Origin of the sequence: Bradyrhizobium sp. NBAIM03 (genome assembly GCF_020194055.1) — a bacterium.
GTDB lineage: Bacteria > Pseudomonadota > Alphaproteobacteria > Rhizobiales > Xanthobacteraceae > Bradyrhizobium > Bradyrhizobium yuanmingense.
This window is the reverse complement of record NZ_JADYVS010000019.1, coordinates 74,918-101,690: the sequence shown is the minus strand read 5'-3', so window position 1 is coordinate 101,690 and position 26,773 is coordinate 74,918. Positions and strand designations below refer to the sequence as shown.

Genomic DNA, 26,773 nt, shown 5'->3' with positions numbered 1-26,773 from the left:
TGATCGTATCTAGCGCCAGTGCAACAGCCGCATCTCCAGCCAGCCGATCACCTTCCCGACCGCCAGCCCAAAGGCCGACAGGATCACGACGCCGGCGAGCAGCTGATCGGTCTGCATCAGGTTGCCGGCCTGCAGCACGAAGGCGCCGACGCCGTATTGCGCGCCGATCATTTCGGCGCTGACGACCAGCAGCAGCGCGACGGAGGCGGTGATGCGGAAGCCGGCAAGGATCGCCGGCAGCGCGCCCGGCCAGATCACCTTGCGCACGATGGTGGCGAACGGAACGTTGAAGCTCTGCGCCATGCGGATCAGGTTGCGCGGCACGGCATCGACGCCGCTATAGACCGAGATCGCGGTCGAGAAGAATACCCCGAGCGCAATGGTCGCGATCTTCGGCTCTTCGCCGATACCAAGCCAGAGAATGAGCAGCGGCAGCAGCGCGATCTTCGGGATCGGAAACAGCGCCGAGATGAAGGTGATGCCGACGCTGCGCGCGAGCCTGGACAGGCCGATGGCGAAGCCGACGGCGATGCCGGCCGCCGTTCCCAACAGCCAGCCGACGCCGATCCGCAGCAGCGAGGCTGAAACATGCTGCCAGAGTGCGCCGGAAACAGCGAGCTGGTAAATCGCGCGGACAATCGCGGAAGGGGTCGGCAGAAACAGCGCATTAACAAGGCCGGCGCTGCCCGCCGCCTGCCAGATCGCGATCACCAAAGCGAGCGCGATCCAGCCGCCATACCTGCTCGACGCGGGCACGAAGCCCGCGCCACGAAAGTGGACGGGCCGCGTCGCTTCGTTCTTGGCCGTGTCCGCTGCCGCGCGGTCAAGCATGCTGGACCTCGCGCTCGGCATCGATCGCCTCGTTGCGGATCAGCGACCAGATCTGATTCTGCAGCGCCAGCAGCTTTTCGCGCGCCGCCGCTTCGCCGCGGGCCGCCCGCGTCATAGGCACGATGACGACCTCGCGGATGCGGCCGGGACGCCGCGACAGCACCATGATGCGGTCGGCAAGCCGCACGGCCTCTTCGAGATTGTGGGTCACGTAGACCGCGCCCATGCCGCCATCTGCGAGCAGGCGGATGAAATCCTCCATCAAGAGCTCGCGAGTCTGCGAATCCAGCGCCGAGAGCGGCTCGTCCATCAAGAGGATCGCGGGCCTCACCGCCAGCGCGCGCGAGATGCCGACGCGCTGGCGCATGCCGCCCGAGAGCTGCTTGGGATAGGTCCAGCGAAAATCGGTGAGGCCGGTGCGGCGCAGCGCATCCTCGACCAACGCGCGGCGCTGCGCCGCCGAGAGCTGGGTGTGCAGCAGGGGGAATTCGACGTTCTCTTCGACCGTCGCCCAGGGCAGCAGCGCAAAGTCCTGGAACACGAAAGTCAGCGGATTGAGACTGTCCGCCGGCGGCGCGCCGCGCAGCTCCGGCGCGCCGGAGGTCGGCTGCAAGAGCCCGCCGAGGATCGACAGCAGCGTGCTCTTGCCGCAGCCGGAGGGCCCGACGATCGCCACCACCTCGCCGGCACCGACGGTGAAAGAGACGTCGTCGAGCACGGCGAGATCGCCGAAGCGATGGGTGATGTGGCTGGCGATCAGGTCCATGCGATCTCGTCTATCCCTGCGTCATTCCGGGATGGCCCGACCGACCAGACCCGGAACCTCGAGATTCCGGGTTCGATGCTTCGCATCGCCCCGGAAGGACAGCAAACATCAATCCGCCTTTACGAATTCCTTCGCGATGATCGCTTCCGCATCAAAGCCCTTGTCGACGAAGCCCTGCTCCTGCAGCCATTTGATCTGGTTGTCGACGTTCTTCACGTCGAGCTTGCCGTCGGGATCGATATAGGCGCAGTTGCCGACCACCTGCTCGACCGGCAGGTTGGTGTACTTTGCGATGATCTCCAGCAGCGGTTTTGTCCGTTCGTTGATGGGGGCAACGCCATCCTTCATCGAAGCCAGAATGACGTCGTGATATTCGCGGTCGGCCTTTGCAAGCACGCCGAGGAATTTCGTCACCATCGCCTTGTTGGCCAGCGTCTTCGGCGCGGCGAATACCGCCCCCAGCTGCCACGGCGTCTCGTCGCCGACCCAGCCCAGGAATTTCGCGCCGCCCTCGTCCATCAGCTTTCGCGCCGTCGAGATCGGGAGCAAGGCGGCATCGACGGTCTCGCCCTTGAGCGCAGCGGCGGCATTCGACAGCGATTGCAGCGGCACGATCTTCACGTCCGCGAGCTTGAAGCCGTATTTGTCGGCGAGCAGGCCGAGCGAATAATGGAAGCTCGAGCCGACCTGCGTCATCGCAACGCGCTTGCCCGCGAGGTCCTTCGGCGTCTTCAGGCCGCTCGCATAGGCGTTGTTGCTGGCGAAATAGCCGATCAGGGGATAGCCGGGCTTCTCGCGGCTCATGCCGCCGATCACCTTCAGTACCCCCTTGCCGCCGAGATTGTAGAGCCCGGCGGTGAAGGCGGTGACGCCGAAATCGACGTCGCCCGAGGTGGTGGCAACCGCAATCGGCTGCGCTGCGTCGAAGAACTTCAGCTCGACCTCCAACCCGGCCTCACGGAAATAGCCCTTGTCCAGCGCGATGAAGACCGGCGCCGATGAAGACAGGCGGAGCACGCCGATCCTGGCTTTCAGCACATCCTCGGCCCGTGCCGTGCCCATTGCCATGATCGCCATCAGGCCCCCTACCGCGAGCCGCGCAATCCCGATCATCCCGTTTCCTCCGCTTTGTCTTGCAGTGCGTTACAGGCCTTCGGGCACCGCCTGATCCCGTCCGATGAAGGCGCCCTGTTGTTTCAACGTTTCCTGCAACTTTTCAATGGGGATTTCGCGTGGAATCCGGTTTCCGGACAGCGCCAGCGCGGCGGCGGAACCGGCGGCTTCACCCATCGCAAAGCAGGCCCCCGAGACCCGCGCCGCCGACTGGCCCTCGTGGGTCATCGAGGCACAGCGGCCCGCGACCAGGAGATTGTCGACGCCTTCAGGGACCAGCATCCGGTAAGGCAGCTCGTTGTAGCCGCGCGATTCCGGGATGGGCGGGAAGGTGAAGACGACGTCGCCGGGCACATGGGCCTCGATCGGCCAGCCGTTGACGCCGATGGAGTCCGCGAACGAGGCACAGCCGAGCACGTCCTCGCCGCTGAGCTGGTAGCCGCCCTCGATGCGGCGGGTCTCGCGGATGCCGAGCTGTGGCGGCAGATCGACGATGTAGGACTTCTCAAACCCGGGCACCGCGCTGCGCAGGAATTCGTAGGCGGCGAGCGCCTGCTTGCGGCCCTCGATCTCGCCGCGGGTGAGATCGTCGGGCTCGATGCCGTTGATGGCATGACCGTCCTCGCGCGCCACCTGGGTGAAGTTCACCCGCCATTCGATCCCGGATTTCTGCGGCCGTACAATGGCGCTCTTGCGCGGGAATGTGTGGGTGCCGGCCGCGACGGCCTTTTCCATCAATTGCGGAATGGTGCGCCAGGCCTCGCCGGCCCTGGCGGGATCGATGCCGTTGAGACGGAGCATCATCGAGGGGTAGAGCGGATGGCCGTGCTCGTCGCCGATCTCGAACGGCGCGCCGGCCCACACGGCGAGATCGCCGTCACCGGAGCAGTCGATGAAGATTTCCGCGCGCACCGCCTGCCGGCCAGCCTTGGTCTCGATCAGCATCGCGTCGATGCGGCGCTCATCGGCCATCACGACGCCGGCGCCGAGGGCGTGGAAGAGCATATTCACCTTATGGCTGGCGAGCAGCTGGTCGGCCGCGATCTTGTAGGCGGCGGTGTCATAGGCCTGGGCAAAAACCTTGCCGAGGATCAGATGCGGCGCGTTAAGGCCGTTCAAGCGATCGATCCGCGCCAGCAGCTCCGAGGCCAGCCCCTGCACCAGCCGCCGGTGCTCGCCATGGACATTGCCGTGCAGGCCGCAGAAATTGGTGACGCCGGCCGCTGTGCCCATGCCGCCGAGAAAGCCGTAACGTTCGATCAGCAGCGTCTTCCGCCCCGCGCGCGCCGCTGCGGCTGCCGCCACGATGCCGGCCGGCCCGCCGCCGAGCACGACGACTTCATATTCGCCATAGAGCGGTACTTTGCGCGCTGGTTCGTCGATCGTCGTGGCCCACATGGCGCGTTCCTTCCCGGAATCTGGTTCGAACTGGATCACGGCTTAGCCGGCGGTCCTCATGCCCGCAAGATCGCGGTTGCTCGCTAACGGTGGACCTGAGACAAGTGCAGGCATGGATTCGATCATCGTCAGATACTGCTTCGCCGCTTCTATCGCCCTCGCGATCTCGGCCGTTCCCGCCTCGGCCGTGGAGCAAAACTGCCGCTTCATCCCCGCCAAGCCCGATCGCGAGGCCTGCTACAAGCGGCAGGAGGAAGACCTGTCGGCTAAGCGCAAGCCGGCCACGCCGGCGGTTGAGAGCACGACGCTCGACACGCTGCGCCAGTTGCGGCAGGACGACGACGCGGTCTATCGCAGCATCAACAACATCTGCCGCGGCTGCTGACGTCTAACCTTTGCCACTGCCCCAATTCGCCGCCCGCTTCTCGGCGAAGGAGGTCAGTCCCTCCGCCGCCTCCGCGCTCTGGCGCTTGAGCGAATGCAGCTGCACGAGCCGGGTGTAAGCGCCATCGTCCACGGCCATGCCGCCGAACGAGCTCTCCAGCGCGAGCCGCTTGGTTTCGGCCATGGCCTCCGGTCCGTTGGCGAGCAGCTGCTCGACCACCTTGGCGCCTGCGGCCTCGAGATCGGCGAGCGGCACCACCTCGTGGACGAGGCCGATGCGGCGGGCGTCTTCGGCGCCGAAGCGCTCGCCGGTCAGCGCGTAGCGGCGGACTTGCCGTACACTAATGGCATCGCAGAGCTGCGGGATGATGATCGCGGCGGTCAGGCCCCAGCGCACCTCGGCGATCGAGAACAGGGCGTTGTCGGCGGCAATCACGACATCGCAAGCCGCGATGACGCCGGTACCGCCCCCGAAACAGCCGCCCTGCACCAGCGCAACGGTGGGGATCGGCAACGTGTTGAGCCGCTGCACGGCTTCGAACGTCGCCCGCGAGGCCGCCTCGTTCGCCTCGCGCGATTGCGGACGCACACTGTTGATCCATTTGAGGTCGGCGCCGGCCTGGAAGTGCTTGCCGTTGCCCCGGAGCACGACGACGCGCAAATTGAGCTTGCTGCCGAGGTCGTCCATGGCCGCGAGCACGCCTGAGATCAGCGCGCCGTCATACGCGTTGTTGACCTCCGGCCGGTTCAACGTGACGGTCGCAACCCCGCGTTCATCGAGGCTCCACAGGACGGGGCTGGTACTCATCGGCGGTCCTCCGGTTGTTTGCCGCACACTATGGCTGAGCGCGCCTGCCCTGATCCATATCTTTCCGGCGTAGGGTGGCCGCGTCCATCGCATGGCGGCTTGTGTCATGCTGGCGCCGGGCGACACCACGGGATGGACACGGGATATCAACATGCGCATCTGCATTTTCGGCGCAGGCGCCGTCGGCAGCCACATTGCGGTACGGCTGGCGCGCGCCGGCCATGAGGTCAGCTGCGTGATGCGGGGCGCGCATCTGGAGGCGGCCCGCGCGGGTGGGCTCAAGCTGCGCGTCGGCGATTCCGAGGTCGGCGCCAAGGTGAACGCGTCAGGCGACCCGGCCCAGCTCGGCCCGCAGGACGTCGTGATCTCGACCTTGAAGGCGACGGCGCTTCAGGGACTGGTTTCCAGCATCAAGCCGCTGCTCCAGGACGACACCGCGATCGTGTTCGCGCAGAACGGCATTCCCTGGTGGTACGGTATCGGCCTGCCGCCGCGGCACCCGACACCGCCCGACATTTCATTCCTCGATCCCGGCGGGCGCCTGCGCGCCTGCATCCCAAAGGAGCGGATCATCGGCGGCGTGATCTTCTCCTCCAACGAGGTGATCGCGCCCGGCGTGGTGCAGAACCTGACGCCGGACCGCAACCGCCTCCTGATCGGCGAATGCGACGACCGCAATTGCGAGCGGATCACGAAACTGCGCGGCGTCTTCAACGATGCGCGGCTGGAATCGCCGCCGGTCGCCGAGATCCGCGAGGCGATCTGGTCAAAGCTGCTGACCAACATGTCGCTGTCGGTGCTGTGCCTGCTCACCGGCCAGACCGCGCGCGGCGTGCGCGACGACCCCGCCTTCACGGAGGTGATTCCGCGCATGCTGAACGAGGCCAACGAAATCGCCCAATACTTCATTCCCGAGGTCAAGCGTGCCAGCCGCAGCGGCCCCGCCCCCAACCACAAGCCGTCGCTGCTGCAGGATTACGAGCTCGGCCGCGCCATGGAAATCGACGTGCTGGTGAAGGCGCCCCAGGCCTTCGCGCGCACCGCCGGCCTGTCCACGCCGACGCTCGACCTGATCGCCGCGCTCGCGATCCAGAAGGCGCGCGACAAGGGGCTTTATTCCGCGTGAGCCTCAGGCGAGCGCATCGATCCAGGCCGCGAGCGTGTCCAGCACCTCGTTGAGCGCCTCGTCATTGCTACGGCCGGATTTCTTGAGCACCGCAAAGGAATGGTCGCCGCCTGCGACCTCATGCAGCGTCGCCTTACGCCCGAGCCGCTCGATGACGGGCTCGAGATGGGCAAGATCGGCAAGCTCATCGCGTGTGCCTTGCAGGAACAGCATGGGAATCGCGATTGCAGCGAGGTGCTCGGCGCGCTCGCTCGACGGCTTCTTGGCAGCATGGAGGGGAAAGCCGAGGAAGGCCAGCCCTTTGACATCGGGGAGCGGCGACTTCGACTGCGCCTGCGAGGTCATGCGGCCGCCGAATGATTTTCCACCGGCAACGAGCTTCAGCCCGGGGCAGAGCCGCCCCGCCTCCGCGACCGCGGCGCGCACGCTCGCGTGTGCGATTGCGGGCGGGTCAGGACGTCCCTTCTTCGCTTCCATGTAGGGAAAATTGAAGCGGAACGTCGCAATGCCGCGTTCGGCAAGGCCGGCTGCAACATTCTCCATGAAGGAATGCCGCATGTCTGCGCCGGCGCCGTGCGCCAGGACGTAGCAGGCGCGCGCGTGGGTCGGCTGCGTCAGGATCGCCGAGACCGTGCCGATGCGCTCGATGTCGAACTTGAGCTCTGTCGTCTTGCCCGTCATGACCTACGCAAACCTCGATTTGTATCTAAAGCGCGATGAGATCTGGATGAATCGTCATCGCGCTTTGGGTTGTTGTCTGCGCATGATCCTTCCGGAAAACCGCTTCGCACTTTTCCGGATCATGCTCTAGCGGCGCGTGCCGCTCGCGGGCCAGAGATAGTTCAGGACCTGATCGAGCGTCATCATGATCTCGCGGCGTCCGACCTCGTTGTTCACAGAGCCGAATTTCTCCTCGAGCGCAAGCTTGGCAAAGCCGTGAACGGTGGACCAGGCCGCCGCAGCCGCCGTCTTCGCCTCCTTCGCGGTGCCGCCGGTCAGCTCGGCGACGACGACCTCGAACGCATGGCCGGCGGCCCTGCTCGCCTGCTTCAGGCGCGCATCGTCGGCAACCAGCCGCTTGTTGGCAAACATCATCTGGAAACGGCCGGGATGCCTCAACGCATAATCGACATAAGCAAGCCCCTGGGCATGGAGCTTGTCGCGGGTGCCCTGCTTGCCGGAGGCCGCCTCGCGCAAGGCGCCGGCAAGCGCGTCGTAGCCGCGGATCGCCACTTCGGTGAGAAGGCCCTGGGCGTTGCCGAAATGATGCGACGGCGCGGCCGGCGAAACGCCGGCGCGGCGTGCGGCTTCGCGCAGCGTGAAGGCTTCCGCACCCTGCTCGGCGAGAATGGCTTCGCTCGCGGCGATCAGCGCCTCCTGCAATTCGCCGTGATGGTATCCGACCTCCGGCTTTGGCCGGGTCGGAGCGGTGCTGCGCTTGGCGGCGGGGGGCCGTTTCTTCATGTAACTTGACACTGTTCAGATTGCAGCATATCTATCTTAACACTGTTCAGATTGAGCGGACCGGAGTTCGAAATGACCGAAATGCAGAATATCACCGCGAGCCATCCCGTAAAGCGGCGTCATCTGGTCGGGGGCGCGGCCCTCGGCATGCTCGCAGGTGCCGTCGGCGGCCTCGCCGGCGGCGTGGCGCTCGGCCAGGGCGCGGCGCTGCCGCAGCAAAAGCCGAGCGGCAAGCAAAGGTTCGCGGGCAAGGTCGTCATCGTCACGGGCGGCACCTCCGGAATTGGGCGGGCCGCAACGCTGATGTTCGCCGCCGAGGGCGGCCGCGTCGCCTTTTGCGGGCGCAATGCCGACCGTGGCAAGCAGGTGGAGACCGAGGTGCGCGAGTCCGGCGGCGAGGCCGTCTTCATTCGCGCCGACCTGCGCCACGAATCCGAGGTGAAGGCGCTGGTCGATACGACCATCGCGCGCTACGGACGGCTCGACGTCGCCTTCAACAATGCCGGCATCTCAATCGAGAAGCCGCTGCATGAATTCAGCGCGGCCGAATTCGACGACGTGATCGGCACGGATCTGCGCGGCGTGTTCCTGTCGATGAAATATCAAATCCCGCACATGCTGGAGAAAGGCGGATCGATCGTCGTCACCTCCTCGTCGAACGCCATTGCGACGTCGGCCAAGCGCTCGGCCTATTCGGCTGCCAAGCGGGGACTGGTCGGCCTGGTGCAGGCCGCGGCACTCGACTACGCAAAGCATGGCATCCGCATCAACACCTTGATCCCCGGCACCACGGACACCCCGATGATCCGCCGGCTCGCCGGCATGGAGGGCCTGCCCGATGCGGCCTGGCATATCGGCATCGCGCAATGGGCCAAATCCAACGTCCCGGGGTTACAGCGCGTGGCAGCGCCTGAGGAGATCGCGGCTTTTGCGCTGGTGCTGGCCTCCGACGATCATCCCTACACGACCGGCGGCCAGTTCGTGATCGACGGCGGCAAGACGGCTCATGGCTAGATCGGACGCAGCCTGAAAACACAGTTCATGGCGATCCCGGTGGGCGTATCCGCGCGACCACGATCTGGAAAACATCAATCTTCGCGCGTCCTCGGCGCGCAGGCCGTAACGCGCGGGAGCCGTCAGCTGACCCGCCGTTCCCGCCCCTCCCAGAACGGCCTGCGCAGCTCGCGCTTCAGCACCTTGCCGGCACCGGACAACGGCAGCGGCGTCTCGGTGATCTCGATGCTGCGCGGACATTTGTAGCCGGCAATCAACGTCTTCGTGAACTCGATCAGCTCGCCGGTCGAAACCTCTACGCCGCTGCGTTTGACCACGACGGCATGGACCTGCTCTCCCCATTGCTCATTGGGAATTCCGATCACGGCGCATTGCAGCACCGACGGATGCTGCGCCAGCGCGTTCTCGACCTCGACCGAGTACACATTCTCCCCGCCCGAGATGATCATGTCCTTGACGCGGTCGACGACATAGATGAACCCATCTTTGTCCATGTAGCCGCCATCGCCCGTGTGCATCCAGCCGTCGACGACGGCGCGCGCGGTCTCCTCCGGCCGCTCCCAATAGCCCATCATCACGGTGTCGCCGCGCACCACGATCTCGCCGACGGCGCCCGCCGGCAGCGGCTGGTCGTTCTCGTCGACGATCCGCACCTCGCAACCGAGCGTGGCACGGCCGGCACCGCGATGGCGCCCCTTCCCGCGCCCCTCCCCGATGTGCTCGTCGGGATGCAGCAGCGTCGCGATCGGCGACAATTCTGTCATGCCGTAGGCCTGCGTGAAACGGACATGCGGCAGTGCGCGCGCGGCACGGTCGAGCACCGCCTCGCTGATCGGCGAGGCCCCGTAGATGATGTTCTTCAGGGACGAGAGGTCGTATTTGCCGATCGCGGGGTGATCGACGAACATCTGGATCATCGTGGGCACCAGCAGCACGTCGGTGACGCGCTCGTTCTGCATCGCAGCCATCACGCCTTCGGGCGTGAAGCCCTGAACGATCACGTTCGAGCCGCCGGAGAGCAGCAGCGAATACATCGCCGCCCCGTTGGCAAGGTGAAACATCGGAGCCGCATGCAGATAGATCGCGCTTGCCGGAAACAGGCCTTCGCCGAGTGCGTTGAGCGCATTGGCCATCAGATTCTGGTGACTGAGCATCACGCCTTTGGAACGGCCGGTGGTGCCGCCGGTGTAAAAGATGCCGGCGAGATCGTCGCTTTTGCGCATGGCGTCGGGCACCCGAGCGCTGCCCGCAACCAAAGCCTCATAGCTCTCCATCCCCGCCGGCGCCTCGCCATCGTCGGCATAGATCAGCTTCAGCCCCGGAATGGCGCCGGCGAGCTGCGCGCCGACCTGCGCAAAGGCCTTGTCGACCAGCAGAACGGACGCGCGGCAGTCGCGCAGCGCATCCTCGTTCTCCAGCGCGCTCCAGCGGATGTTGAGCGGCACGATCACGCCTCCCGCCCAGCCGGTCGCCAGATAGAGCTCGAGATAGCGGTCCGAGTTGAAGGACAGCACCGCAACACGGTCGCCGTTCCCGACGCCGCGCGTGCGCAGGCCGCCGGCCAGCCGTGTAACGCGCTCGCCGAGTTCGCCCCAGCTGCGCCGCCGCTGGCCATAAACGGTCGCCAGCCCATTCGGATTGATCTGCAGCGCCCTGCGCAGGCCGTGCGCGATGTTCATCCCGTTCCTCCTCCCGTGCGTTTCTTCCCTGTTGCTTTGCGTCCTGAGTTGCGCCCTTGCGGCGCCCTCGGCGTCTTCTTTGTCATTTGCAGCCGAACCTCGGCCGCCAGGCCGTCCGTCAGCCGCACCGTGAACTCGTCGGCGATCGCGGTCGGCGACAGCTTGCCCTCCCGTCGATACCAATGGCCGATCCAATTGAGCGAACCCGCGATCGCGAAGGCTGCAAGCTTTGGATCGCAAGGCCTGATCGAACCGTCAGCAATGCCTGCAGTAATGTATCGCCGGAAGGTGGCGTCGATCCGCCTCTTGGCGGCGCGTGCGACACCGGCGTTCCGCTCGGCCAGATCGCGCAAATCGAAACGCACCAGGCTCGCGCCGAAATCGGTCGCCATCAGTTCGGCATAGGCGTGCACCAGCTTGCGCAGCTTGGCGAGACCCGAACCGCCGCCGGCGTTGATCTCCGTGATCACGCCGTCGACGAGTTCGGCGCCCATCGACCAGCATTCGAACAGGATCTCGTCCTTGCCGCGGAAGTAATTGTACAGCGCGGGCTTGGTGATGTTCAGCCGGTCCGCAACCTCGTTCAGCGTTGCGCGATGATAGCCCTGCTCCAGGAACAGCTGCACGGCGGCGCGCAGCACCGCCTCGCGCTTCTCGTCGCGGGCGCGGCGCCGGCTCTCGAACGGCAGCCAGGGCGAAGGCGATGACGGCGGAGCGGGCGGCGCTGAATCCATGGTCGGTCGGTTGACTCTGGTGGAGATCGGACGATATGTTACCCATGGGTAAGAAAAAGTCCAACGGGTAATTTATTGGGAGGAAGCGATGTCTGACGTGGTCGTCGCCGGGGTCGGCATGATTCCGTTCGCCAAGCCGGGCGCCAGCGCCCCCTATCACGAGATGGGAACGGAAGCCGTCAAGCTCGCGCTCGCCGATGCCGGCCTCGGCTATGAGAAGATCGAGCAGGCCTATGTCGGATACGTCTATGGCGATTCCACCTGCGGGCAGCGCGCGCTCTACCCCGTCGGGATGACCGGCATCCCCATCGTCAACGTCAACAACAATTGCTCGACCGGATCGACCGCGCTGTTCATGGCGCGGCAGATGATCGCAAGCGGGGCACTGGATTGCGTGCTGGCGGTCGGCTTCGAGCAGATGAAACCCGGCGCGCTCGGCAGCGTCTACACCGATCGCCCGAGCGCGTTCGAGGAGTTCGACGCGGCTGCGGACCAGCTGATCGACGCCCCCGGCATTCCGCTGGCGCTGCGCTATTTCGGCGGCGCCGGGCTCAGCCACATGAAGAAATACGGCACGCCGCTCGACGCCTTCGCCAAGGTGCGCGCCAAGGCGAGCCGACATGCGAAGAACAATCCGCTCGCGCTTTTCCGCAAGGAAGTCACAGCGGACGACGTGATGAACGACCAGGTGATCTGGCCGGGCGTGATGACGCGCCTGATGGCGTGCCCGCCGACCTGCGGCGGCGCCGCCGCCGTGCTGGTCTCCGAGCGCTTTGCGGACAAGCATGGCATCGGCAAAGAAGTACGCATCGCAGCGCAGGCCATGACCACCGATACGCCCTCGACCTTCAAGGCCGGCGACATGATGCAGCTGGTCGGCTACGACATGGCAAAAGAGGCGGCCAGCCGGGTTTATGAGAGCGCCGGCATCGGCCCCGGTGATCTCGACGTGGTGGAGCTGCACGACTGCTTTGCCCATAACGAGCTCATCACCTACGAGGCGCTCGGCCTCTGCGGCGAGGGTGAAGCCGGCAAGTTCATCAATGACGGCGACAATACCTATGGCGGCCGGATCGTGACCAATCCGTCCGGCGGATTGCTGTCCAAGGGACATCCGCTCGGCGCCACCGGGCTTGCGCAGTGCTACGAGCTGACGCGGCAGCTGCGCGGCACCGCAGGCTCGACGCAGGTCGAGGGTGCCAAGGTCGCGCTCCAGCACAATCTGGGCCTCGGCGGCGCCTGCGTCGTCACGCTCTACAAGCGGCACTGATATCGGCCATGGTCGACCAGTCCGCCGTAGGGCGCAGCTTCACGCCGGTCACCGCGCGCGTGGAGCCCGGCCGTCTCCGCTACTTCCTCAACACGCTGGGTGAACAGAATCCGGTCTACCGCAATGCGGATGCTGCCCGGGCGGCCGGGTTCACCGCCATGCCGGTGCCGCCGACCTATCTGTTCTGCCTCGAGATGATGGACGTCGACGACCCCTTCGAAATGTTCGCCGCGCTCGGCATCAATCTGTCCCGCGTGCTGCATGGTGAGCAAAGCTTCGCCTATCACGCCCCGGTTCTGGTCGGCGACACCCTGACGTTTCGACCGCAGGTGACCAGCGTCGTGGACAAGAAGGGCGGCGCGATGACGCTGATCGGCATCCGATGCGAGGTGACCAACCAGGACGGCGTTCACGTCGCCGATACCACGCGCACCATCGTCGTCCGCAACGAGGCGGCGTCATGACGGCATCCGGAGACATAAGGGCCGGCGACCGCATCGTCCACAAGGTCTTTCCGCCGATCACCCGCCACACGCTCGCGCTCTATTGCGGTGCATCGGGCGATCATAATCCGATCCACGTCGACATCGACTTCGCCAAGGCGGCCGGATTTCCCGATGTGTTCGCTCACGGCATGCTGGTGATGGCCTGTCTTGGGCAGGCGCTGACGGATGTGGTGCCGCCGTCGAAGCTCCGCAGCTTTGCGACCCGGTTCGTCTCGATCACTCAGCTCGGCGCCAAGCTCACTTGCGAAGGCACCGTGACCGAGCTCTTCGTCGAGGACGGCGAGCGTCGCGCAAGGCTCGCGCTCACCACCAAGGACGATCGCGGCGAGGTCAAGCTCGAAGGCAGCGCCGTCGTCGCGCTGTGACAGCAAGAGGACTCATTCAAATGACAAAACTGCAGGGAAAGGTCGCGCTCGTCACCGGCTCGGGCCGCGGCATCGGACGCGCGATCGCGCTCAAGCTGGCGCGCGAAGGCGCTAGGGTGGTCGTCAACGACCTCGATGCCGAGCCCGGCAACGCCGTGGTCGCGGAGATCGAGGCACTCGGCGGCAATGCCACTGCCGTGAACGGCAGCGTCGCCGAGGCGGGCTTCGCCGATCGCTTCGTCGGCGCCGCGCTGGACAAGTTCGGCGGGCTCGACATCATCGTCAACAATGCCGGCTATACCTGGGACTCCACCATCCAGAAGATGACCGACGAGCAGTTCCAGGCCATGCTCGACGTCCACCTCGTCGCGCCGTTCCGGATCCTGCGCGCGGCCGCCGAGCCGATCCGCGTCTTCTCCAAGAAGGAGGCCGAAGAGGGACGCGAGGTGTTCCGCAAGGTCGTGAACATCTCCTCCATCGCAGGTCTCTACGGCAATGCCGGGCAGGCCAGCTATTCCTCGGCCAAGGCCTCGCTAATCGGCTTGACCCGAACCATGTGTAAGGAGTGGGGCCGCTACAAGGTCAACGTCAATTGCGTCGCCTTCGGCCTCATCAACACCCGCCTGACCCAGCCGATCGAGGCGCAGCAGAAGACCATCGACGTCGCCGGCCGGGACATCAAGGTCGGCGTGCAGCCGCACATGCTGGAAGCCATGTCGCGCATGATCCCGCTCGGCCGCGGCGGTACGCCGGAAGAGGCGGCCGACGCCGTCTATCTGTTCTGCAGTCCGGAATCCAATTATATCAGTGGTCAGGTGGTCGTCGCCGGCGGCGGCCTGATTGTCTGAGAGCGAGGCGCTGATGCATTATCGATCGTCCTGGATGACCGAAGAGCTCGACGTCTTCCGCGACCAGTTCCGCAAATATCTCGCCAAGGACCTGGCGCCGCATGCCGAGAAATGGCGCGAGCAGAAGATGGTCGACCGCTTCGCCTGGCGCGGGCTCGGCGAGATGGGCGCGCTGCTGGCGAGCGTGCCGGAGGAATATGGCGGCCTGGGCGCGACCTTCGCCTATGACGCCGCCGTGCTCGCCGATCTCGAAAGCACGGTGCCGGAGCTGACCACCGGCGTCTCCGTGCACAGCGCCATCGTCGCGCATTACATCCTCAACTACGGCTCGGAGGAGCAGAAGAAACGCTGGCTGCCGAAGATGGCGTCCGGCGAGATGGTCGGCGCCATCGCCATGACCGAGCCCGGCACCGGCTCCGATCTGCAAGCCGTGAAAACTACGGCGAAGAAGCAGGGCAATTCCTACGTCATCAACGGCCAGAAGACGTTCATCACCAACGGCCAGGCCGCCGACCTCGTCATCGTGGTCGCGCGCACCGGCGAGCTAGGCGCCAAAGGCATTTCGCTGATCGTGGTCGAGACCGCGGGCGCGGACGGCTACAAGCGCGGGCGCAACCTCGACAAGATCGGCCTGCACGCCTCCGACACCTCGGAGCTGTTTTTCGACAACGTGACCGTGCCGCCGGAAAACCTGCTCGGCAAGGAGGAGGGCCAGGGTTTTGTCCAGTTGATGCAGCAATTGCCGCAGGAACGCCTTGCGCTCGCGGTCGGCGCCGTCGCCTCGATGGAGCGCGCGGTCAAGCTCACCACCGACTACACCAAGGAGCGGAAGGCGTTCGGCAAGCCGCTGATGGATTTCCAAAACACCGCCTTCACGCTGGCCGAGCGCAAGACCGAGGCGATGATCGCGCGCGTCTTCGTCGATTGGTGCATCGAGCGCCTGGTCGCCAAGGACCTCGATACCGTGACGGCATCGATGGCGAAATATTGGTGCTCGGAGAAGCAGGTCGAGACCGCCGACGAATGCCTGCAGCTGTTCGGCGGCTACGGCTACATGCAGGAATACCCGATCTCGCGCATCTTCATCGATTCCCGCATCCAGAAGATCTATGGCGGCACCAACGAGATCATGAAGCTCTTGATCGCCAGATCCTTGTAGATCAGGTCGCTGTCGGGGAGAGGCGCGCACCCCTGCACGGCAATCCCAACTCGTCGTCCCGGACAAGCGAAGCGGAGCGGAGCGCCGATCCGGGACGACGAGCGGAGATCGGGGCTACGGCGTTGCCATAAGCGGCCCGCACGCAAACTTCCCTCACCGCGCGCGCCAGTCGCGCGGCCGGCAGCCGAAGCGCTGCTTGAAGCGGCGGGTGAAGTGGGAGAGGTCCGAAAAACCCCAATCGAACGCGATGGCGCCGATCGCGTGCTCCGCCATCGTGGGATTCCTGAGATCCCTGGCCGCGCCGTCGAGACGATGGTCGATGACGTAGTCGGTGAAGCCTGAGCCCGATCGCGCCAGCAGCTTGTGCACGTAGCGCTCGCTGATGCCGACGGCGGCGGCGACGTCTGCGACCGCAAGTCCCGGCTGGCGGAGCCGCCGGTGGATGGCACGTTTCACCGCCAGCGTGGTTGCATCGGCGAGACTCTCGGCTTCAGCTGCGTGCAGGCGGCTGCTTCGCGACAGGCTCACGGCAACCAATTCGATCAGCGCCCGGAACAGCCGCACACCTTCGTCCTCGCTCATCTGCAGCGCGCCCTCGCTGAGCGTGCGCGCGGTCTCGACAATGAGGTGGCCGACGACGGGATCGTCCGAGAGGCGTGCCGCAACGACGTCGAACGAAGCCGGCAGCCGTTCACGCAAGGCTTCTGCCGGCACCCAGAACGAGGCGACGCGCAGCTGCGGGCCACGATCGTGCAGGAGCGCGAACTGGCGGTCGCTGTCGAAGATGCCGACCTGTCCGGGCGACAGGCTGATCTCGCGACCGTCCTGCTGGATGCGGCAGCGGCCGGCCAGCTTCAGGTTGAGGTAGAAGCAGCTGCGATCCGACGCCGCAATATCGGCCGCGGAACGGCGCACCAAATGCTCAGGGAAGCTGACGCGGTTGATCGCGGCATCACCGAGACGGACGTGCTCGACGCTGGCGGGAAAGCCGCTTGCCGCCGCCGGCTCCGGCGTCAGATTCATGAAAGCCTGGCAGATTGCCTCGCGATAATAGGCGAATTGCTCGTGAGGCCGTACACCCACCGTATTCCAGGCCGAGTGGCGCGACGGGACGGGGCGCTCGATCTGCTGCATCGGTTCACTCCGAGACCAATACGGTTCACTTCCAGCCAAGCGGCAAATCGGTCGCCGGTCCACACTTGCCGTGCGGCGACGCTGCGCCGATCTAACCACACCCTCGGGAGGAGCCACAATATGTCGACCTACGTTCTCGTCCATGGCGCCTGGCATACAGGCGCCGAGCTCGAGCCGGTCGCCGCGCCGATCCGCGCCGCCGGCCATCAGGTCCATACCCCCACCATCAAGGGCAACCGTCCGGGCGATGCCAAGACGACCGGGTTGAAGGAAGCGATCCAATCGATCGCGGACTACCTGGCCGAGAATAATCTGAAGGACGTCATCCTGCTCGGCCATTCCTATGGCGGCATGGTCATCACTGGCGTTGCCGACCTCGCGCCGGAGCGCATCCGCCGCCTGGTCTACTGGAATGCCTTCGTGCCCAATGACGGCGAATGCCTCAACGACATGGTGCCGCCGCATTATATCGGACTGTTCGACGCCATCGCGGCCGAGCGCGGCGACGGCTCGGTGGTGCTGCCCTTCCCGATCTGGCGCGAGGCCTTCATCAACGATGCCGATCTGGAGACGGCGCAGCGCGCTTATGACGTGCTCAACCCGCATCCGCTGGCGACCTTCAGCGACAAGATCATGCTCAAGAGCAATCCGGCCGAGATGCCGCTGGCCAAATCCTACATCAACTGCACCGAGGATACCGCGATGCCGCACAGCCATGGCTGGCATCCGCGCCTGTCGGAGAAGCTCGGCCTGTTCCGCCTGGTGCAGGTGCCGGGAAGCCACGAGCTGTGCTTCTCCGATCCGGCGCGGCTCGCCAAGGCGATCATGGAGGCGGGGCGCGACTGATCAGTGCGTCATGCGAGCACGTGGTCACGATCCGCGCGCGCCGCTCAATTCGGATGCCACCAGCGGCCGCCGATGACGACGCCTTCGGACACGATCTTGCGATCGCCGATCAGGTGCTCGCCGACGACGTCTTCATAGTCGAACTGGCCCTGCCGCACCGAGATCAACGTGGCGTCGCCGACGCTGCCCGGCTTGAGGCTGCCGAGCTCAGGACGCCGCAGCGCCATCGCCGCATTCACCGTCGATGCCGCGATCACATCCGGCAGCTCCATGCCCATGCACAGGAACTTCGACATGGTCGTCACCTGGTCATAGGCCGGTCCGTCGATGCACAGCTGATGGATGTCCGAGGAAATCGTGTCCGGATGGAAACCATTGGCCAGCATGGCGCGCGCGGTCTTGAACGCGAACGAACCCTTGCCGTGGCCGATATCGAACAGCACGCCGCGCTCGCGCGCTTCCAGCACCGCCTTCTTCACGGTGCCTTGCGCCGTCGCCGGCGTGTTCGGGAAGGGGCGGAACGCGTGGGTCAGCACGTCGCCGGGACGCAGCCTCGCCAACACGTCCTCATAGCTCGGGGGCGGATGATCGATGTGCGCCATCAGCGGCATGCCGACCTCGTTCGCGACCTCGAGCGCGATGTCGAGCGGCACCGCGCCCGACGTGCCCGACGAATGCAGGCCCACGCGCACCTTGATGCCGACGATGAGATCGCGGTTGGCATCGGCCACTTCGGCCGCCTCGATCGGATTCATCAGGCGCAGCTCCTCGCTCTCGCCGACCATAATCCGGTGCGAGAAGCCGAAGATGCCGGCATGCGAGACGTGCAAATAGGCGAGGATGCGGACCTGGCTCGGCTCGATCACATGCTTGCGGAAGCCGGCGAAATTGCCGGGGCCAGCGCTGCCGGTATCCACCGCCGTGGTGACGCCGGAGAGGCGGCAGAACTCCTCGGCATCAATGCCGAGCGAGGTGCCGCCCCAGTAGACATGGGTGTGGAGATCGATGAGTCCCGGCGTCACGATGAACCGGGAGACGTCACGCACCTCCGTGCCCGGATCCGCCTTGAGCCCTGTGCCAACAGCGGCAACCTTGCCGTTCGAAAATGCGACATCCGTCACGGCATCGAGCTTCTGCGAGGGGTCAATGACCCTTCCGCCGCGAAGGATCAAGTCAAAAGGCATCATGGTCTCCGGGTATGGCAACGGACAGGCATGGACCGGGCTGGAAGGTGCCCCTTCCGGCCCGGCCCCTTCTGTTAGCAATTTTTGCACCAGCCGAGCAAATCAGCGGGCATCCTGTCCGCTCGGCTTGCGGGCCGCCAGATGCATGACGGCTTACTCCGTGAACGTATTCGCGACTCTACGGGAGCGAAGGACATAGGTTATCCAAATCGCGGCACTGATCGCACCGACGACCATTCGTGCGACTTGAAGAGGTTCGATAGTGAAAAAATCACCGAACGGACGGTTCAAGCCGATGGAAAAGATCGATGCAACCCAAACCAGATCGATCAACGGGATCAGTACCGCACAGATCATCTGCACAATGAAGAACGCTGGAAATCTACGGGAATGCATGAACAGGAGCACCGCCGTCCAGATTGCGAGACCGATCAGCGCGACGTTCATCGCAATCTCGCCCCAAAATACGATTGAGAATTGCACCCAGGTCTCGCTGGAGATCGACTGCACATATTGCGCGGTATTGACGACTAGGCGCACGATGCCGATCATTTGGCCGAAGGCCAGAAGCCCGAGCCAGCCGCTGATGCCGGTCATCTCTGGCTGGACGTCCTTGAATGAAGCGCCGTCTTCTGCGGGAGCGGCCGCCTCGCGAATGACCTCAACCGGCGGCGATGCTGGGCTTGGCGGCGGCGATTGAAGGAGCTGCTGCGTGATCTCGTGCACCTCCCCGGCCGGCTTCCAATTCTCGAAGCCGTGCCGCCAGACCAGCACGCGCCGAGGATCGGCGATACCCGCGAGAAGCGTGAGGAGTTCAGAAATCGAGAACGGGCCGCGCCGCTGCCCGCCCTCAGCGTAGTACCATGAGTCCGCCATGCAAGGCCCCCTGCACCCGCCGTATTTTAGCCGGCTGTCGGCACACGTCACGATGGAATAACGCTTGGGGGGAATAACGGCGTTGCGTGCCCTAGGCGCGGCGTAAACGCGCGGAAAAGTGGCGATCCCGGGAAGACTCGAACTTCCGACCTACGGTTTAGGAAACCGCCGCTCTATCCGGCTGAGCTACGGGACCGCGGAACCCGTGGGTGCGGGCTCGGCCCCCTCATAGCAGAGCAAAATGCGGTTCGCCAGCCGTCAGGCGGGCGAGATCGATCGTCAGCCTGAACGGGGCGGCTATACTTCCAGGCCCCTCCCAACGGAGCAGCTCACATGATCGAAAGCATCAGCGCCATCACGCTCGGCACGCATGACATGGGGCGCGCCGTGCACTTCTACCGGTCGCTGGGGTTCGAGCTCTTGTATGGTGGCGAAGCCGCCGCATTCACGAGCTTTCGCGTCGGCCCCGGTTATCTCAACCTGACGGCACAGCCGGACGACAAGCGCTGGTCCTGGTGGGGCCGCGTCATCTTCCATGTCGCCGATGTCGACGCAACCTATGAGCAGGCGCGCGCCGCCGGATGGCAGCCGTCAACCACGCCGCGCGACGCCGAATGGGGCGAGCGCTACTTCCATCTCACCGACCCCGATGGCCATGAGCTCAGTTTCGCACGTCCCCTTCGTCGGGCATGACGGGGCCTCACGCCTTGATATTGTTGTCCTTCACGACCTTGCCCCAGGTGGCGACCTGCTTGTCGAAGAAGGTCTTGAAGGCGGCGCCGTCCTGGAGCAGCAGCGTCATGTGTTGCGTCTCCTTCAGCTGGGCGGCGGTCGCGGGCTCGCTCAGGATCTCCTTGGACGCCGCCGCGAAGGCCGCGACGACGTCCGGCGGCGTGCCCGTGGGCGCGAAGATGCCCCACCAGGCCAGCGTCTCGAAGTCCGGGAAGCCGGCCTCGATCGCGGTCTGAGTATCAGGCAGGGCCGGCAGCCGCTCGCGGCCGAGCTGCAGGATCGGTCGCAGCATATTGGTGCCGAGCTGGGCGGCGACCAGCGCCGCCGATCCCGCGATGAGATCGACGTGGCCGCCGAGCACGTCGTTCATGGCCGGCCCGCCGCCGCGATAAGGCACGTGCATGATCTCGACACCGGCCTTGCTGCCGAGCACGGTCATGGCGAGATGGCCGAGCGTGCCGATGCCGACCGAGGCGTATTTCACCGCGCCGGGGCTTGCCTTGCAGGCGGCGACCACGTCGGCAAAGCTCTTGTAGGGGCGGCCGGCGCCGGCCGCGATCACGTAAGGCGCGGTGCCGATCAGCAGCACCGGCATCAGCTCGCGCTCGACATCGACCGGCGGCTTGTCGAGAATCGACGGGATCACCGCGTGGGAATCGAAGGTGACCAGGAAGGTCGAGCCGTCGGCCGGACTCTTGGCGACCTGCGCAGCGCCGAGCGCACCGGCCGCGCCCGACTTGTTCTCGACCACCACGATGCGACCAAGCTTGGTCTGCAGGTTCGTCTGCAGCAGCCGCGCCATGGCGTCGGTCGATCCGCCCGGCGGGAACGGCACCACCAGCGTGATTTTGCCGGCCTGCGCCATCGCCGGCGTCAATGCGAGAATAGCCGGCGCGGCCAGCAGCGCCCGTCGTGTGATCGTCATGGTCCCCTCCCTTTATGTGTAGCGCTTTGCTTTTTTGCTTTTGAGCGCTAGGTCGTGCCGAAGCCTGATCCTGCTTTTCTGTATTCTGGCCGAGGCGGACTGAAGATGTCCAGCACGCGGGCGCCGTCCGGCCCGGCGCGCATGGTGTGCGGCACGTTCCCGGGCGTGCGCCAGAAATCGCCCTTCTTCACCGGGATTTCCTCCTCGCCCTGGACGCGGATGGCGGAGCCGTCGAGCAGCACGCCCCACTGCTCCTCGGGGTGATGATGCAGCGTGCCTTGCGCATGCGGGGCCAGCGTCACCACCGACAGCATCGCCTGCTCGCCGGAGAAGATGCGCGTGGTCACGCCGGCGGCAAGCTCGCGGAAGAGTCCGTCGCTGGCATCATCGAGATTGTGAAATTCTTCCTTCTGGCTCACGCCATCCTCCCTTCACGCTCCTCTGATCAGGACTTGCCGTAGGCGCCCTGGTAACGGCCCTCGCGGATCGCCTTCAGCGTCTCCTCCTCGCGCGCGACCTGGACACGCACCGCTTCCAACAGGGCGGCCGCGCCGGCAGCGGGAAACGACACCACGCCGTCCTCGTCGCCGACGACGATGTCGCCGGGCGCAATCACGCTGCCGCCGATCGTCACCGGCACGTTGATCTCGCCGGGGCCGTTCTTGTAGGGACCGCGATGGATCACTGCGCGGGCGTAGCAGGGGAAGTCGTCGGCCGCGAATGCTGCGACGTCGCGGATCGCGCCGTCGATTACGTAGCCTTCGGCTTTGCGCCATTGCGCGATGTTCTTCATGATCTCGCCGATCAGCGCGCGCGTCTCGTCGCCGCCGCCGTCGACCACGATGACGTCGCCGGGCCCGACCAGATCCAGCGCGCGGTGGATCGCGAGATTGTCGCCGGGACGGGTGCGCACGGTGAAGGCCGTGCCCACCAGCTTGCCGCCGCGGTGATAGGGCCTCAGCCCCACTGCGCCGGGCAGCCGGGCGAGATTGTCCGAGATCACCGAGGTCGGCGCGTCCCTGAAACCTTCGATGATATTTGCCGGCGGCTTCGGCACGCTGCTCGCTACGATGGTGATCGTCATGTCAGTCCTTCCTTGCTTGTCTCATTCGGCATGCGCCCGCGCCTTCGAAGGCAAGATCCGGAACGCGCGCCCCTCCTTCATCCACGTCGCACGCTCATCGCGCAACAGGGTGCGCCGAACTTTTCCGGAATCGTCGCGCGGCGGGGCGCTGACGAATTCGAAGCTTTCGGGATGCTTATAGCGGCTGAGCCGGTCCTTGAGGAAATCCGCCATGCCGTCGGCAATGGCCTGCCCGTCCGCATCGGGCTCCGGCTCGATGATGGCATGCACACGCTGGCCCAATTCCGGATCGGGCAGGCCCACCACGACGCAGGAGCGCACACCGGGAGCCTCGGACACCGCGGCCTCGACCTCGGCCGGATAGATGTTGGCGCCGCCGCGCAGCACCATGTCCGCGAGGCGGTCGCCGAGATAGAGATAACCTTCGGCGTCCAGCCGGCCGATATCGCCGAGCGATTCCCAGCCGTCGGCGCGGCGCTTCGGCTCGGCGCCAAGATAATGGTAGGTGGCGTCCTTGCCGTCATTGTTGAGGAAATAGATCTCGCCGGTCTCGCCGGGCGCAACGTCCTTGCCGTCCTCGCCGACGATGCGAAGCTTCGCCATGTCGCCGATCTTGCCAACCGAGCCCTTGTGCGTCAGCCATTCAGTGCCGGAGATGATGCAGGCGCCCTGCCGCTCGGTGCCGCCATAGAGCTCCCAAATCCGCTCGGGTCCGAGCCAGCCGATCCAGTTCTCCTTTAGCCACGGCGGCATCGGCGCAGCCATGTGGAAGACCGTCTGCAGGCTCGACAGATCGTAAGAGTTGCGCACGCTCGCAGGCAGCGCCCAGATCCGGTGCATCATGGTCGGCACGAAATTGACCCATTGCACGCGCTCGCGTTCGATCTGCCGCAGCGTCTCCTCGGCGTCGAACTTGGTCAGCCCCGTGAGCTTGCCGCCGACGAACAGCGCGTAATGCGACACGATGAACGGCGCGTTGTGGTAAAGCGGACCGGGATTGAGCAGCGATACGCCGAAGGGAATATTGAGCGGCGGCGCAGCCGCGGTATCGGTCACCGCCGGCTGATGATCGAGAATCACCTTGGGACGGCCGGTCGAGCCGCCTGAGGTCATCGCCTTCCAGTATCGCGCCACCGGCGGCGCCAGCGGCCCATCCGAGAATCCTTCCGGCACGAAGTCGGCGGCCAACCGGTTGGGCGCATTCCAGTCGGCCTCGCCGCCGACCACCAGCGCAGGCTTGAGAATGTCGAGCACGGCGGCGGCTTCGCCGCGCGGCAGCCGCCACGACAGCGAGGTCGGCGTCGCGCCGCATTTCCACACCGCAAAGGAGGTCTCGAAGAACGCGTTGCCGTTCGGCAATCCGATCGCGACGAAATCCCCGGGCTTGACGCCCTTGGCCATGAATGCCCGCGCGCGGCGGTTGGCGCCGCGCTCGAGCTCGTCCCAGGTCAGCGTGTCCTGCCCGTGACGGATCGCAATCGTGCCGTGTGGTTTGCGTTCCGCGTACCAGCGCGGCACATCTGAGAGCGGCAGCAACATCAGGCGTTTCCATTTCGTCTTCTTGGCGTCGCCGCAGGAGTGAGGCGCTCGCGGCACGAGTGTACCAGCCTGCGGTCAGGGCGCTGTGACTCTCGCGCCACGTCAAGCACAAAATGTCAGCATCGCAGCCCTGAATTTCCTGGGTTCCATGGGTGACAAGTCGGCAAGAAAGGGGCAAAAATCCGGCTCGACTCAGTTCGGGTTGAGTTGCGCAAGGAATGCTCTCGTAGAATGTCGTCGGTCGTTACATCGCGTCGTGCGGCGCTGCTCGCCGTAGGTACAGCAGGTTTGTTCCTGCTGACGCACGGGCATGCCGAGGCGCAATGGTGGAAGCGCGCTCCGGTTGATTTCGAGGAATGCGCCGACGCCGCCGAGAAGGCCGCAACCAAAGCGGAGAAGACGGCCGCCCTTGCCGATTGCAACGCCAAGTTCGCCGGCCGCCGCAAGCCGGGCGGCGGCTATTCCTATTACGATTTCCTCCAGGATCGCACCTTCGATATCGCCGGTCCCAATCCGACGCCGGAGGAGCAGAAGAAGATCGACGAAGCCTATACGGCCTATCTCGCCAACCAGCGCCGCAGCAACGAAGCGGCCCAGGCTATCGCCCGGCAGCAGCGCGAACAGCAGGAGCAGCAGTTGCAGCAGCTGCAGCAGGTCGCGCTGCGGACCGAAGTCGCGCGCGTGCCGGTGCCGGTCGAGCGGCCGAAGGTGCAGCAAGCCGCGGGCGCGAAGCCGAAGGCTGCACCTTGCGCCAAGGGCTCGTTCTCCTGCGAATGGCCGCGGCTGTCGGAGAGCTTGAACGACCTGAAGAAGCTGTTCAACCCGACCCCGAGCAAGCCCGCGAAGAAGGGGTGAGTTGCATCCATAACCGTCATTGAGAGGAGCCCTTGCGACGAAGCAATCCAGGGTCTTTCCGCGGTGGGATTCTGGATTGCTTCGCGGAGCCTGTCATCGGGCGGCGCTTTGCGCCGACCCGGTGGCTCGCAATGACGAGTTGGATGGAGATCAGCTCCCACCCTCAGTTCGTGCGCTTCTTCTTGCCCTGCTTCGGTTTCGCCAACGGCGCAGTCGCCGGCTCCGTCACCATCGGCGAAGCACCCAACTGCGACCGGCTCTCCTGCAATCGCCTGTCATATCCAGGTGAGTTCATCACCGTCGGCGGCCTCGCATAGGCGAGCGTCGATGTGCCGCAGAAGGCGGTCAGCGCGAGCCCGATCACAAGACCACGTTTCATCGCGCTCCTCCTTTCGGGCGCTACCCCCGAATCTGCTGCGGCGTCATACGGAGCGGACCGTTGCCGGCCGCCTCGGCTTCCTTGATCAGCGCAACAATGCGGCGCATCAGCGGCACGGCGACATGGTTCCGCTCGGCGAGCGCGATCACCGCGCCCTGCAGATAGTCGATCTCGGTCTTGCGGCCCTGCTTCAGATCCTGCCACATCGAGGAGCGCGCCTCGGGATCGATCTTCATGGTCCGTCCCAGGATTGCACCGAAGATCGCATCCGGCAGCCGCAGCAGGGTTGGAGACCAGCTCATCGGGATCGGCGTCGACGACACCGGCACGATGTGGGCGGCCTTCAGCACGGCCAGCCCTTCGGCCATCTGGTCGGCGAACAGCCTGCGCCAGTCGCGGCTGGCCAGTTGCGCGGCAAGCGGCATGTCCGACAGCGCGCTGAGCGCGTTGTTCAGGTTGATGATCAGCTTGCCCCATTGCACGCCCGTGATGTCGCTGCTCGCGCGCATCGTGAGGCCGGCGACCGAGAGCTTCCCGGCCGTGTTCTCCGCATCCTCGCCAACATGAATGTCGCCGGAGGTCGAGCGGTGGAAGCGGCCCTCGCCCATCGCGATCACGTTGAACGGCACCATGCCGGCCAGCACGCGGCGGCCGCCCAGCCGCTCGCGCAGCGCAGCGACATTGCCGACGCCGTTCTGAAGCGAGACGATGACGGCATCCTCAGGCGCATGCTGCGCGATCTGCTCGGCGACAGCAGCGGTATCGGCGCTTTTCACCGTCACCAGCACGATGCCGGCGCTGTGGAAGATCGAGGGATCCTCCGACAGCGCCAGTTGACCCGCGCCGAGCTTGTTCTCGGAGCCGTCCAAATCAGTCAGAAGCAAGCCGAACCGCTCGATCTCGGTCTTTACCCGCGGCCGCACCAGGAGCGCGACGCGGCGGCCGCTGGCGGCCAGCATGCCGCCGACGAAACAGCCGATGGCGCCGGCGCCGGCCACAACGATCGGTCGATCCGCAATCACCGAGCTCACTCCCTGAATGACCGGCCTTCGATAGCAGAGCCGAGCCCGACAACCAATCGCGGCGCATCCGACTTGTAACGGTCATGAGCGCCCCATATCTTCTCGCCCCGGGGGCAGTCAGCGGCGAGCGCTCGCCGAACGAGACGCCAAAGGAGAGCACCATGGGTCTACTCGACGTCCTCAACGGCATGCAGAACGGCCCGCGCGGCCAGAGCACACCGAGCTCCGAGAAATCCTCCGGCGGCATGTCGCCGATGACCATGGCGCTGCTCGGCCTGCTCGCCTGGAAGGCATTCAAGCATTTCACCGGCAACCAGTCCGGCTCAGCGCCCCAACCGTTGCCGACACCCGCGCCTCCGCCGGTGAACGTAGGTCGGGGCGGCGGTCTGAACGACATGCTCAAGGGCGGCCTCGGCGGCCTGCTCGCCGGCGGTGCGGCCGGCAGCATTCTGAGCGGCGGGCTTGGCGATCTCCTCAACCAGCTCCAGCAGAGCGGACACGGTGATGCCGCCAATTCCTGGGTCGGCAAGGGCGAGAACAAGCCAATCGCGCCGGGCGATCTCGCCAGCGCGCTCGGCGCCGACCAGATCGAGAGTTTGTCCGCCCAGAGCGGCCTGTCACGCGAAGAGCTGCTCTCCGGCCTCAGCCAGTATCTGCCGCAGGTGGTCGACCATTTGACGCCGGACGGACGGCTGCCGACCGAGAATGAACTCTCGGATCGGGTCTGATCGG

General features: G+C 65.5%; 30 protein-coding genes and 1 tRNA gene. 12 read left to right on the top strand and 19 right to left on the bottom strand.

Features of this window, described 5'->3' with window-relative positions; genetic code table 11:
* Nucleotides 1–9: 9 nt before the first annotated feature.
* The 4 genes from I6F21_RS25845 to I6F21_RS25830 all read right to left on the bottom strand — a co-directional run bounded on the left by I6F21_RS25845 (nucleotide 10) and on the right by I6F21_RS25830 (nucleotide 4,108).
* A complete protein-coding gene (locus I6F21_RS25845) occupies nucleotides 10–831 on the bottom strand; it encodes an ABC transporter permease (protein WP_225183612.1) in 822 nt (273 codons plus the stop codon).
* Nucleotides 824–1,597: an ABC transporter ATP-binding protein gene (locus I6F21_RS25840; protein WP_225183611.1), complete on the bottom strand. Its 774-nt coding sequence runs from the start codon at nucleotides 1,595–1,597 to the stop codon at nucleotides 824–826. The genes I6F21_RS25845 and I6F21_RS25840 overlap by 8 nt, the downstream gene beginning before the upstream one ends.
* Before the next feature lie 108 nt (nucleotides 1,598–1,705).
* Nucleotides 1,706–2,710, bottom strand: a complete 1,005-nt coding sequence (locus I6F21_RS25835) for an ABC transporter substrate-binding protein (RefSeq protein WP_225183610.1) — start codon at nucleotides 2,708–2,710, stop codon at nucleotides 1,706–1,708.
* Nucleotides 2,711–2,740: 30 nt separating this feature from the next.
* Entirely contained in the window at nucleotides 2,741–4,108 is a 1,368-nt protein-coding gene (locus I6F21_RS25830; protein ID WP_225183609.1) for an FAD-dependent oxidoreductase, read from the bottom strand.
* Nucleotides 4,109–4,220: 112 nt separating this feature from the next.
* Here I6F21_RS25830 and I6F21_RS25825 point away from each other — a divergent pair, with 112 nt between their 5' ends.
* The gene (locus tag I6F21_RS25825; protein ID WP_225183608.1) at nucleotides 4,221–4,493 is read left to right on the top strand and encodes a hypothetical protein; all 273 of its coding nucleotides are present in this window, start codon (nucleotides 4,221–4,223) and stop codon (nucleotides 4,491–4,493) included.
* Between the two features lie 3 nt (nucleotides 4,494–4,496).
* Here I6F21_RS25825 and I6F21_RS25820 read toward each other — a convergent pair whose 3' ends face one another.
* Complete coding sequence (locus I6F21_RS25820) at nucleotides 4,497–5,300, bottom strand: enoyl-CoA hydratase-related protein (protein WP_225183607.1); 804 nt, start codon at nucleotides 5,298–5,300, stop codon at nucleotides 4,497–4,499.
* Between the two features lie 151 nt (nucleotides 5,301–5,451).
* On the opposite strand from I6F21_RS25820, the gene I6F21_RS25815 reads away from it, so the two are divergent.
* Nucleotides 5,452–6,426, top strand: a complete 975-nt coding sequence (locus I6F21_RS25815) for a ketopantoate reductase family protein (RefSeq protein WP_225113680.1) — start codon at nucleotides 5,452–5,454, stop codon at nucleotides 6,424–6,426.
* 3 nt (nucleotides 6,427–6,429) lie between these two features.
* Here the strand turns inward: I6F21_RS25815 and I6F21_RS25810 are convergent, their stop codons facing one another.
* Together I6F21_RS25810 and I6F21_RS25805 are read right to left on the bottom strand one after the other, a co-directional pair.
* A complete protein-coding gene (locus tag I6F21_RS25810) occupies nucleotides 6,430–7,107 on the bottom strand; it encodes an alpha/beta family hydrolase (protein WP_225183606.1) in 678 nt (225 codons plus the stop codon).
* A gap of 126 nt (nucleotides 7,108–7,233) precedes the next feature.
* On the bottom strand, nucleotides 7,234–7,890 hold the full coding sequence (locus tag I6F21_RS25805) for a TetR/AcrR family transcriptional regulator (RefSeq protein ID WP_225183605.1): 657 nt from the start codon (nucleotides 7,888–7,890) through the stop codon (nucleotides 7,234–7,236).
* Between the two features lie 72 nt (nucleotides 7,891–7,962).
* Here I6F21_RS25805 and I6F21_RS25800 point away from each other — a divergent pair, with 72 nt between their 5' ends.
* Entirely contained in the window at nucleotides 7,963–8,904 is a 942-nt protein-coding gene (locus I6F21_RS25800; protein ID WP_225183604.1) for an SDR family oxidoreductase, read from the top strand.
* Between the two features lie 122 nt (nucleotides 8,905–9,026).
* Here the strand turns inward: I6F21_RS25800 and I6F21_RS25795 are convergent, their stop codons facing one another.
* Entirely contained in the window at nucleotides 9,027–10,583 is a 1,557-nt protein-coding gene (locus tag I6F21_RS25795; protein ID WP_225183603.1) for a long-chain fatty acid--CoA ligase, read from the bottom strand.
* Nucleotides 10,580–11,317: a TetR/AcrR family transcriptional regulator gene (locus I6F21_RS25790; RefSeq protein ID WP_225150764.1), complete on the bottom strand. Its 738-nt coding sequence runs from the start codon at nucleotides 11,315–11,317 to the stop codon at nucleotides 10,580–10,582. The genes I6F21_RS25795 and I6F21_RS25790 overlap by 4 nt, the downstream gene beginning before the upstream one ends.
* An 88-nt stretch (nucleotides 11,318–11,405) precedes the next feature.
* Here I6F21_RS25790 and I6F21_RS25785 point away from each other — a divergent pair, with 88 nt between their 5' ends.
* From I6F21_RS25785 to I6F21_RS25765, 5 genes are read left to right on the top strand one after another with little or no spacing between them, the layout of a single operon-like run.
* Nucleotides 11,406–12,587: a lipid-transfer protein gene (locus tag I6F21_RS25785; protein ID WP_225137650.1), complete on the top strand. Its 1,182-nt coding sequence runs from the start codon at nucleotides 11,406–11,408 to the stop codon at nucleotides 12,585–12,587.
* A gap of 8 nt (nucleotides 12,588–12,595) precedes the next feature.
* Complete coding sequence (locus tag I6F21_RS25780) at nucleotides 12,596–13,051, top strand: MaoC family dehydratase N-terminal domain-containing protein (protein ID WP_225157224.1); 456 nt, start codon at nucleotides 12,596–12,598, stop codon at nucleotides 13,049–13,051.
* Nucleotides 13,048–13,458: a MaoC family dehydratase gene (locus tag I6F21_RS25775; RefSeq protein ID WP_036042459.1), complete on the top strand. Its 411-nt coding sequence runs from the start codon at nucleotides 13,048–13,050 to the stop codon at nucleotides 13,456–13,458. Before I6F21_RS25780 ends, I6F21_RS25775 begins: the two co-directional genes overlap by 4 nt.
* Nucleotides 13,459–13,478: 20 nt before the next feature.
* On the top strand, nucleotides 13,479–14,306 hold the full coding sequence (locus I6F21_RS25770) for an SDR family oxidoreductase (RefSeq protein WP_225137656.1): 828 nt from the start codon (nucleotides 13,479–13,481) through the stop codon (nucleotides 14,304–14,306).
* 13 nt (nucleotides 14,307–14,319) lie between these two features.
* Nucleotides 14,320–15,465 (top strand): acyl-CoA dehydrogenase family protein, encoded by a 1,146-nt coding sequence (locus tag I6F21_RS25765; protein ID WP_225183602.1) that lies wholly within the window; start codon nucleotides 14,320–14,322, stop codon nucleotides 15,463–15,465.
* Nucleotides 15,466–15,618: 153 nt separating this feature from the next.
* Here the strand turns inward: I6F21_RS25765 and I6F21_RS25760 are convergent, their stop codons facing one another.
* Nucleotides 15,619–16,599 (bottom strand): helix-turn-helix domain-containing protein, encoded by a 981-nt coding sequence (locus I6F21_RS25760; protein ID WP_225183601.1) that lies wholly within the window; start codon nucleotides 16,597–16,599, stop codon nucleotides 15,619–15,621.
* A 120-nt stretch (nucleotides 16,600–16,719) separates the two neighbouring features.
* On the opposite strand from I6F21_RS25760, the gene I6F21_RS25755 reads away from it, so the two are divergent.
* Entirely contained in the window at nucleotides 16,720–17,445 is a 726-nt protein-coding gene (locus I6F21_RS25755) for an alpha/beta hydrolase (protein ID WP_225183600.1), read from the top strand.
* A 44-nt stretch (nucleotides 17,446–17,489) separates the two neighbouring features.
* On the opposite strand, the gene I6F21_RS25750 is transcribed toward I6F21_RS25755, so the two are convergent.
* The 3 genes from I6F21_RS25750 to I6F21_RS25740 all read right to left on the bottom strand — a co-directional run bounded on the left by I6F21_RS25750 (nucleotide 17,490) and on the right by I6F21_RS25740 (nucleotide 19,701).
* Complete coding sequence (locus tag I6F21_RS25750) at nucleotides 17,490–18,629, bottom strand: amidohydrolase/deacetylase family metallohydrolase (RefSeq protein WP_225127105.1); 1,140 nt, start codon at nucleotides 18,627–18,629, stop codon at nucleotides 17,490–17,492.
* Between the two features lie 153 nt (nucleotides 18,630–18,782).
* Entirely contained in the window at nucleotides 18,783–19,505 is a 723-nt protein-coding gene (locus tag I6F21_RS25745) for a DUF2569 family protein (RefSeq protein WP_225113667.1), read from the bottom strand.
* A gap of 119 nt (nucleotides 19,506–19,624) precedes the next feature.
* Nucleotides 19,625–19,701, bottom strand: a tRNA-Arg gene (locus tag I6F21_RS25740).
* Between the two features lie 137 nt (nucleotides 19,702–19,838).
* Here I6F21_RS25740 and I6F21_RS25735 point away from each other — a divergent pair.
* The gene (locus I6F21_RS25735) at nucleotides 19,839–20,198 is read left to right on the top strand and encodes a VOC family protein (protein ID WP_036014526.1); all 360 of its coding nucleotides are present in this window, start codon (nucleotides 19,839–19,841) and stop codon (nucleotides 20,196–20,198) included.
* Nucleotides 20,199–20,205: 7 nt separating this feature from the next.
* Here the strand turns inward: I6F21_RS25735 and I6F21_RS25730 are convergent, their stop codons facing one another.
* The 4 genes from I6F21_RS25730 to I6F21_RS25715 are packed head-to-tail and all read right to left on the bottom strand — an operon-like array spanning nucleotide 20,206 to nucleotide 23,785.
* Nucleotides 20,206–21,162, bottom strand: coding sequence for a tripartite tricarboxylate transporter substrate-binding protein (locus I6F21_RS25730; RefSeq protein ID WP_074448067.1), 957 nt, complete (start codon nucleotides 21,160–21,162; stop codon nucleotides 20,206–20,208).
* A gap of 47 nt (nucleotides 21,163–21,209) precedes the next feature.
* Complete coding sequence (locus I6F21_RS25725) at nucleotides 21,210–21,581, bottom strand: dimethylsulfonioproprionate lyase family protein (RefSeq protein ID WP_036014542.1); 372 nt, start codon at nucleotides 21,579–21,581, stop codon at nucleotides 21,210–21,212.
* Between the two features lie 26 nt (nucleotides 21,582–21,607).
* Nucleotides 21,608–22,246 carry an RraA family protein gene (locus I6F21_RS25720; protein ID WP_036026331.1) on the bottom strand — a complete coding sequence of 213 codons (639 nt, stop codon included), beginning with the start codon at nucleotides 22,244–22,246 and terminating at the stop codon, nucleotides 21,608–21,610.
* Nucleotides 22,247–22,267: 21 nt separating this feature from the next.
* The gene (locus tag I6F21_RS25715; RefSeq protein WP_109141715.1) at nucleotides 22,268–23,785 is read right to left on the bottom strand and encodes an AMP-binding protein; all 1,518 of its coding nucleotides are present in this window, start codon (nucleotides 23,783–23,785) and stop codon (nucleotides 22,268–22,270) included.
* Nucleotides 23,786–24,016: 231 nt separating this feature from the next.
* Here I6F21_RS25715 and I6F21_RS25710 point away from each other — a divergent pair, with 231 nt between their 5' ends.
* Nucleotides 24,017–24,640, top strand: coding sequence for a hypothetical protein (locus I6F21_RS25710; RefSeq protein ID WP_057027447.1), 624 nt, complete (start codon nucleotides 24,017–24,019; stop codon nucleotides 24,638–24,640).
* Between the two features lie 163 nt (nucleotides 24,641–24,803).
* On the opposite strand, the gene I6F21_RS25705 is transcribed toward I6F21_RS25710, so the two are convergent.
* Complete coding sequence (locus I6F21_RS25705) at nucleotides 24,804–25,019, bottom strand: hypothetical protein (RefSeq protein ID WP_074448068.1); 216 nt, start codon at nucleotides 25,017–25,019, stop codon at nucleotides 24,804–24,806.
* Nucleotides 25,020–25,039: 20 nt separating this feature from the next.
* Nucleotides 25,040–26,041, bottom strand: a complete 1,002-nt coding sequence (locus tag I6F21_RS25700; protein ID WP_225183599.1) for a 2-dehydropantoate 2-reductase — start codon at nucleotides 26,039–26,041, stop codon at nucleotides 25,040–25,042.
* A 161-nt stretch (nucleotides 26,042–26,202) separates the two neighbouring features.
* On the opposite strand from I6F21_RS25700, the gene I6F21_RS25695 reads away from it, so the two are divergent.
* Nucleotides 26,203–26,769, top strand: a complete 567-nt coding sequence (locus tag I6F21_RS25695; RefSeq protein WP_036014559.1) for a YidB family protein — start codon at nucleotides 26,203–26,205, stop codon at nucleotides 26,767–26,769.
* Nucleotides 26,770–26,773 lie beyond the last annotated feature (4 nt).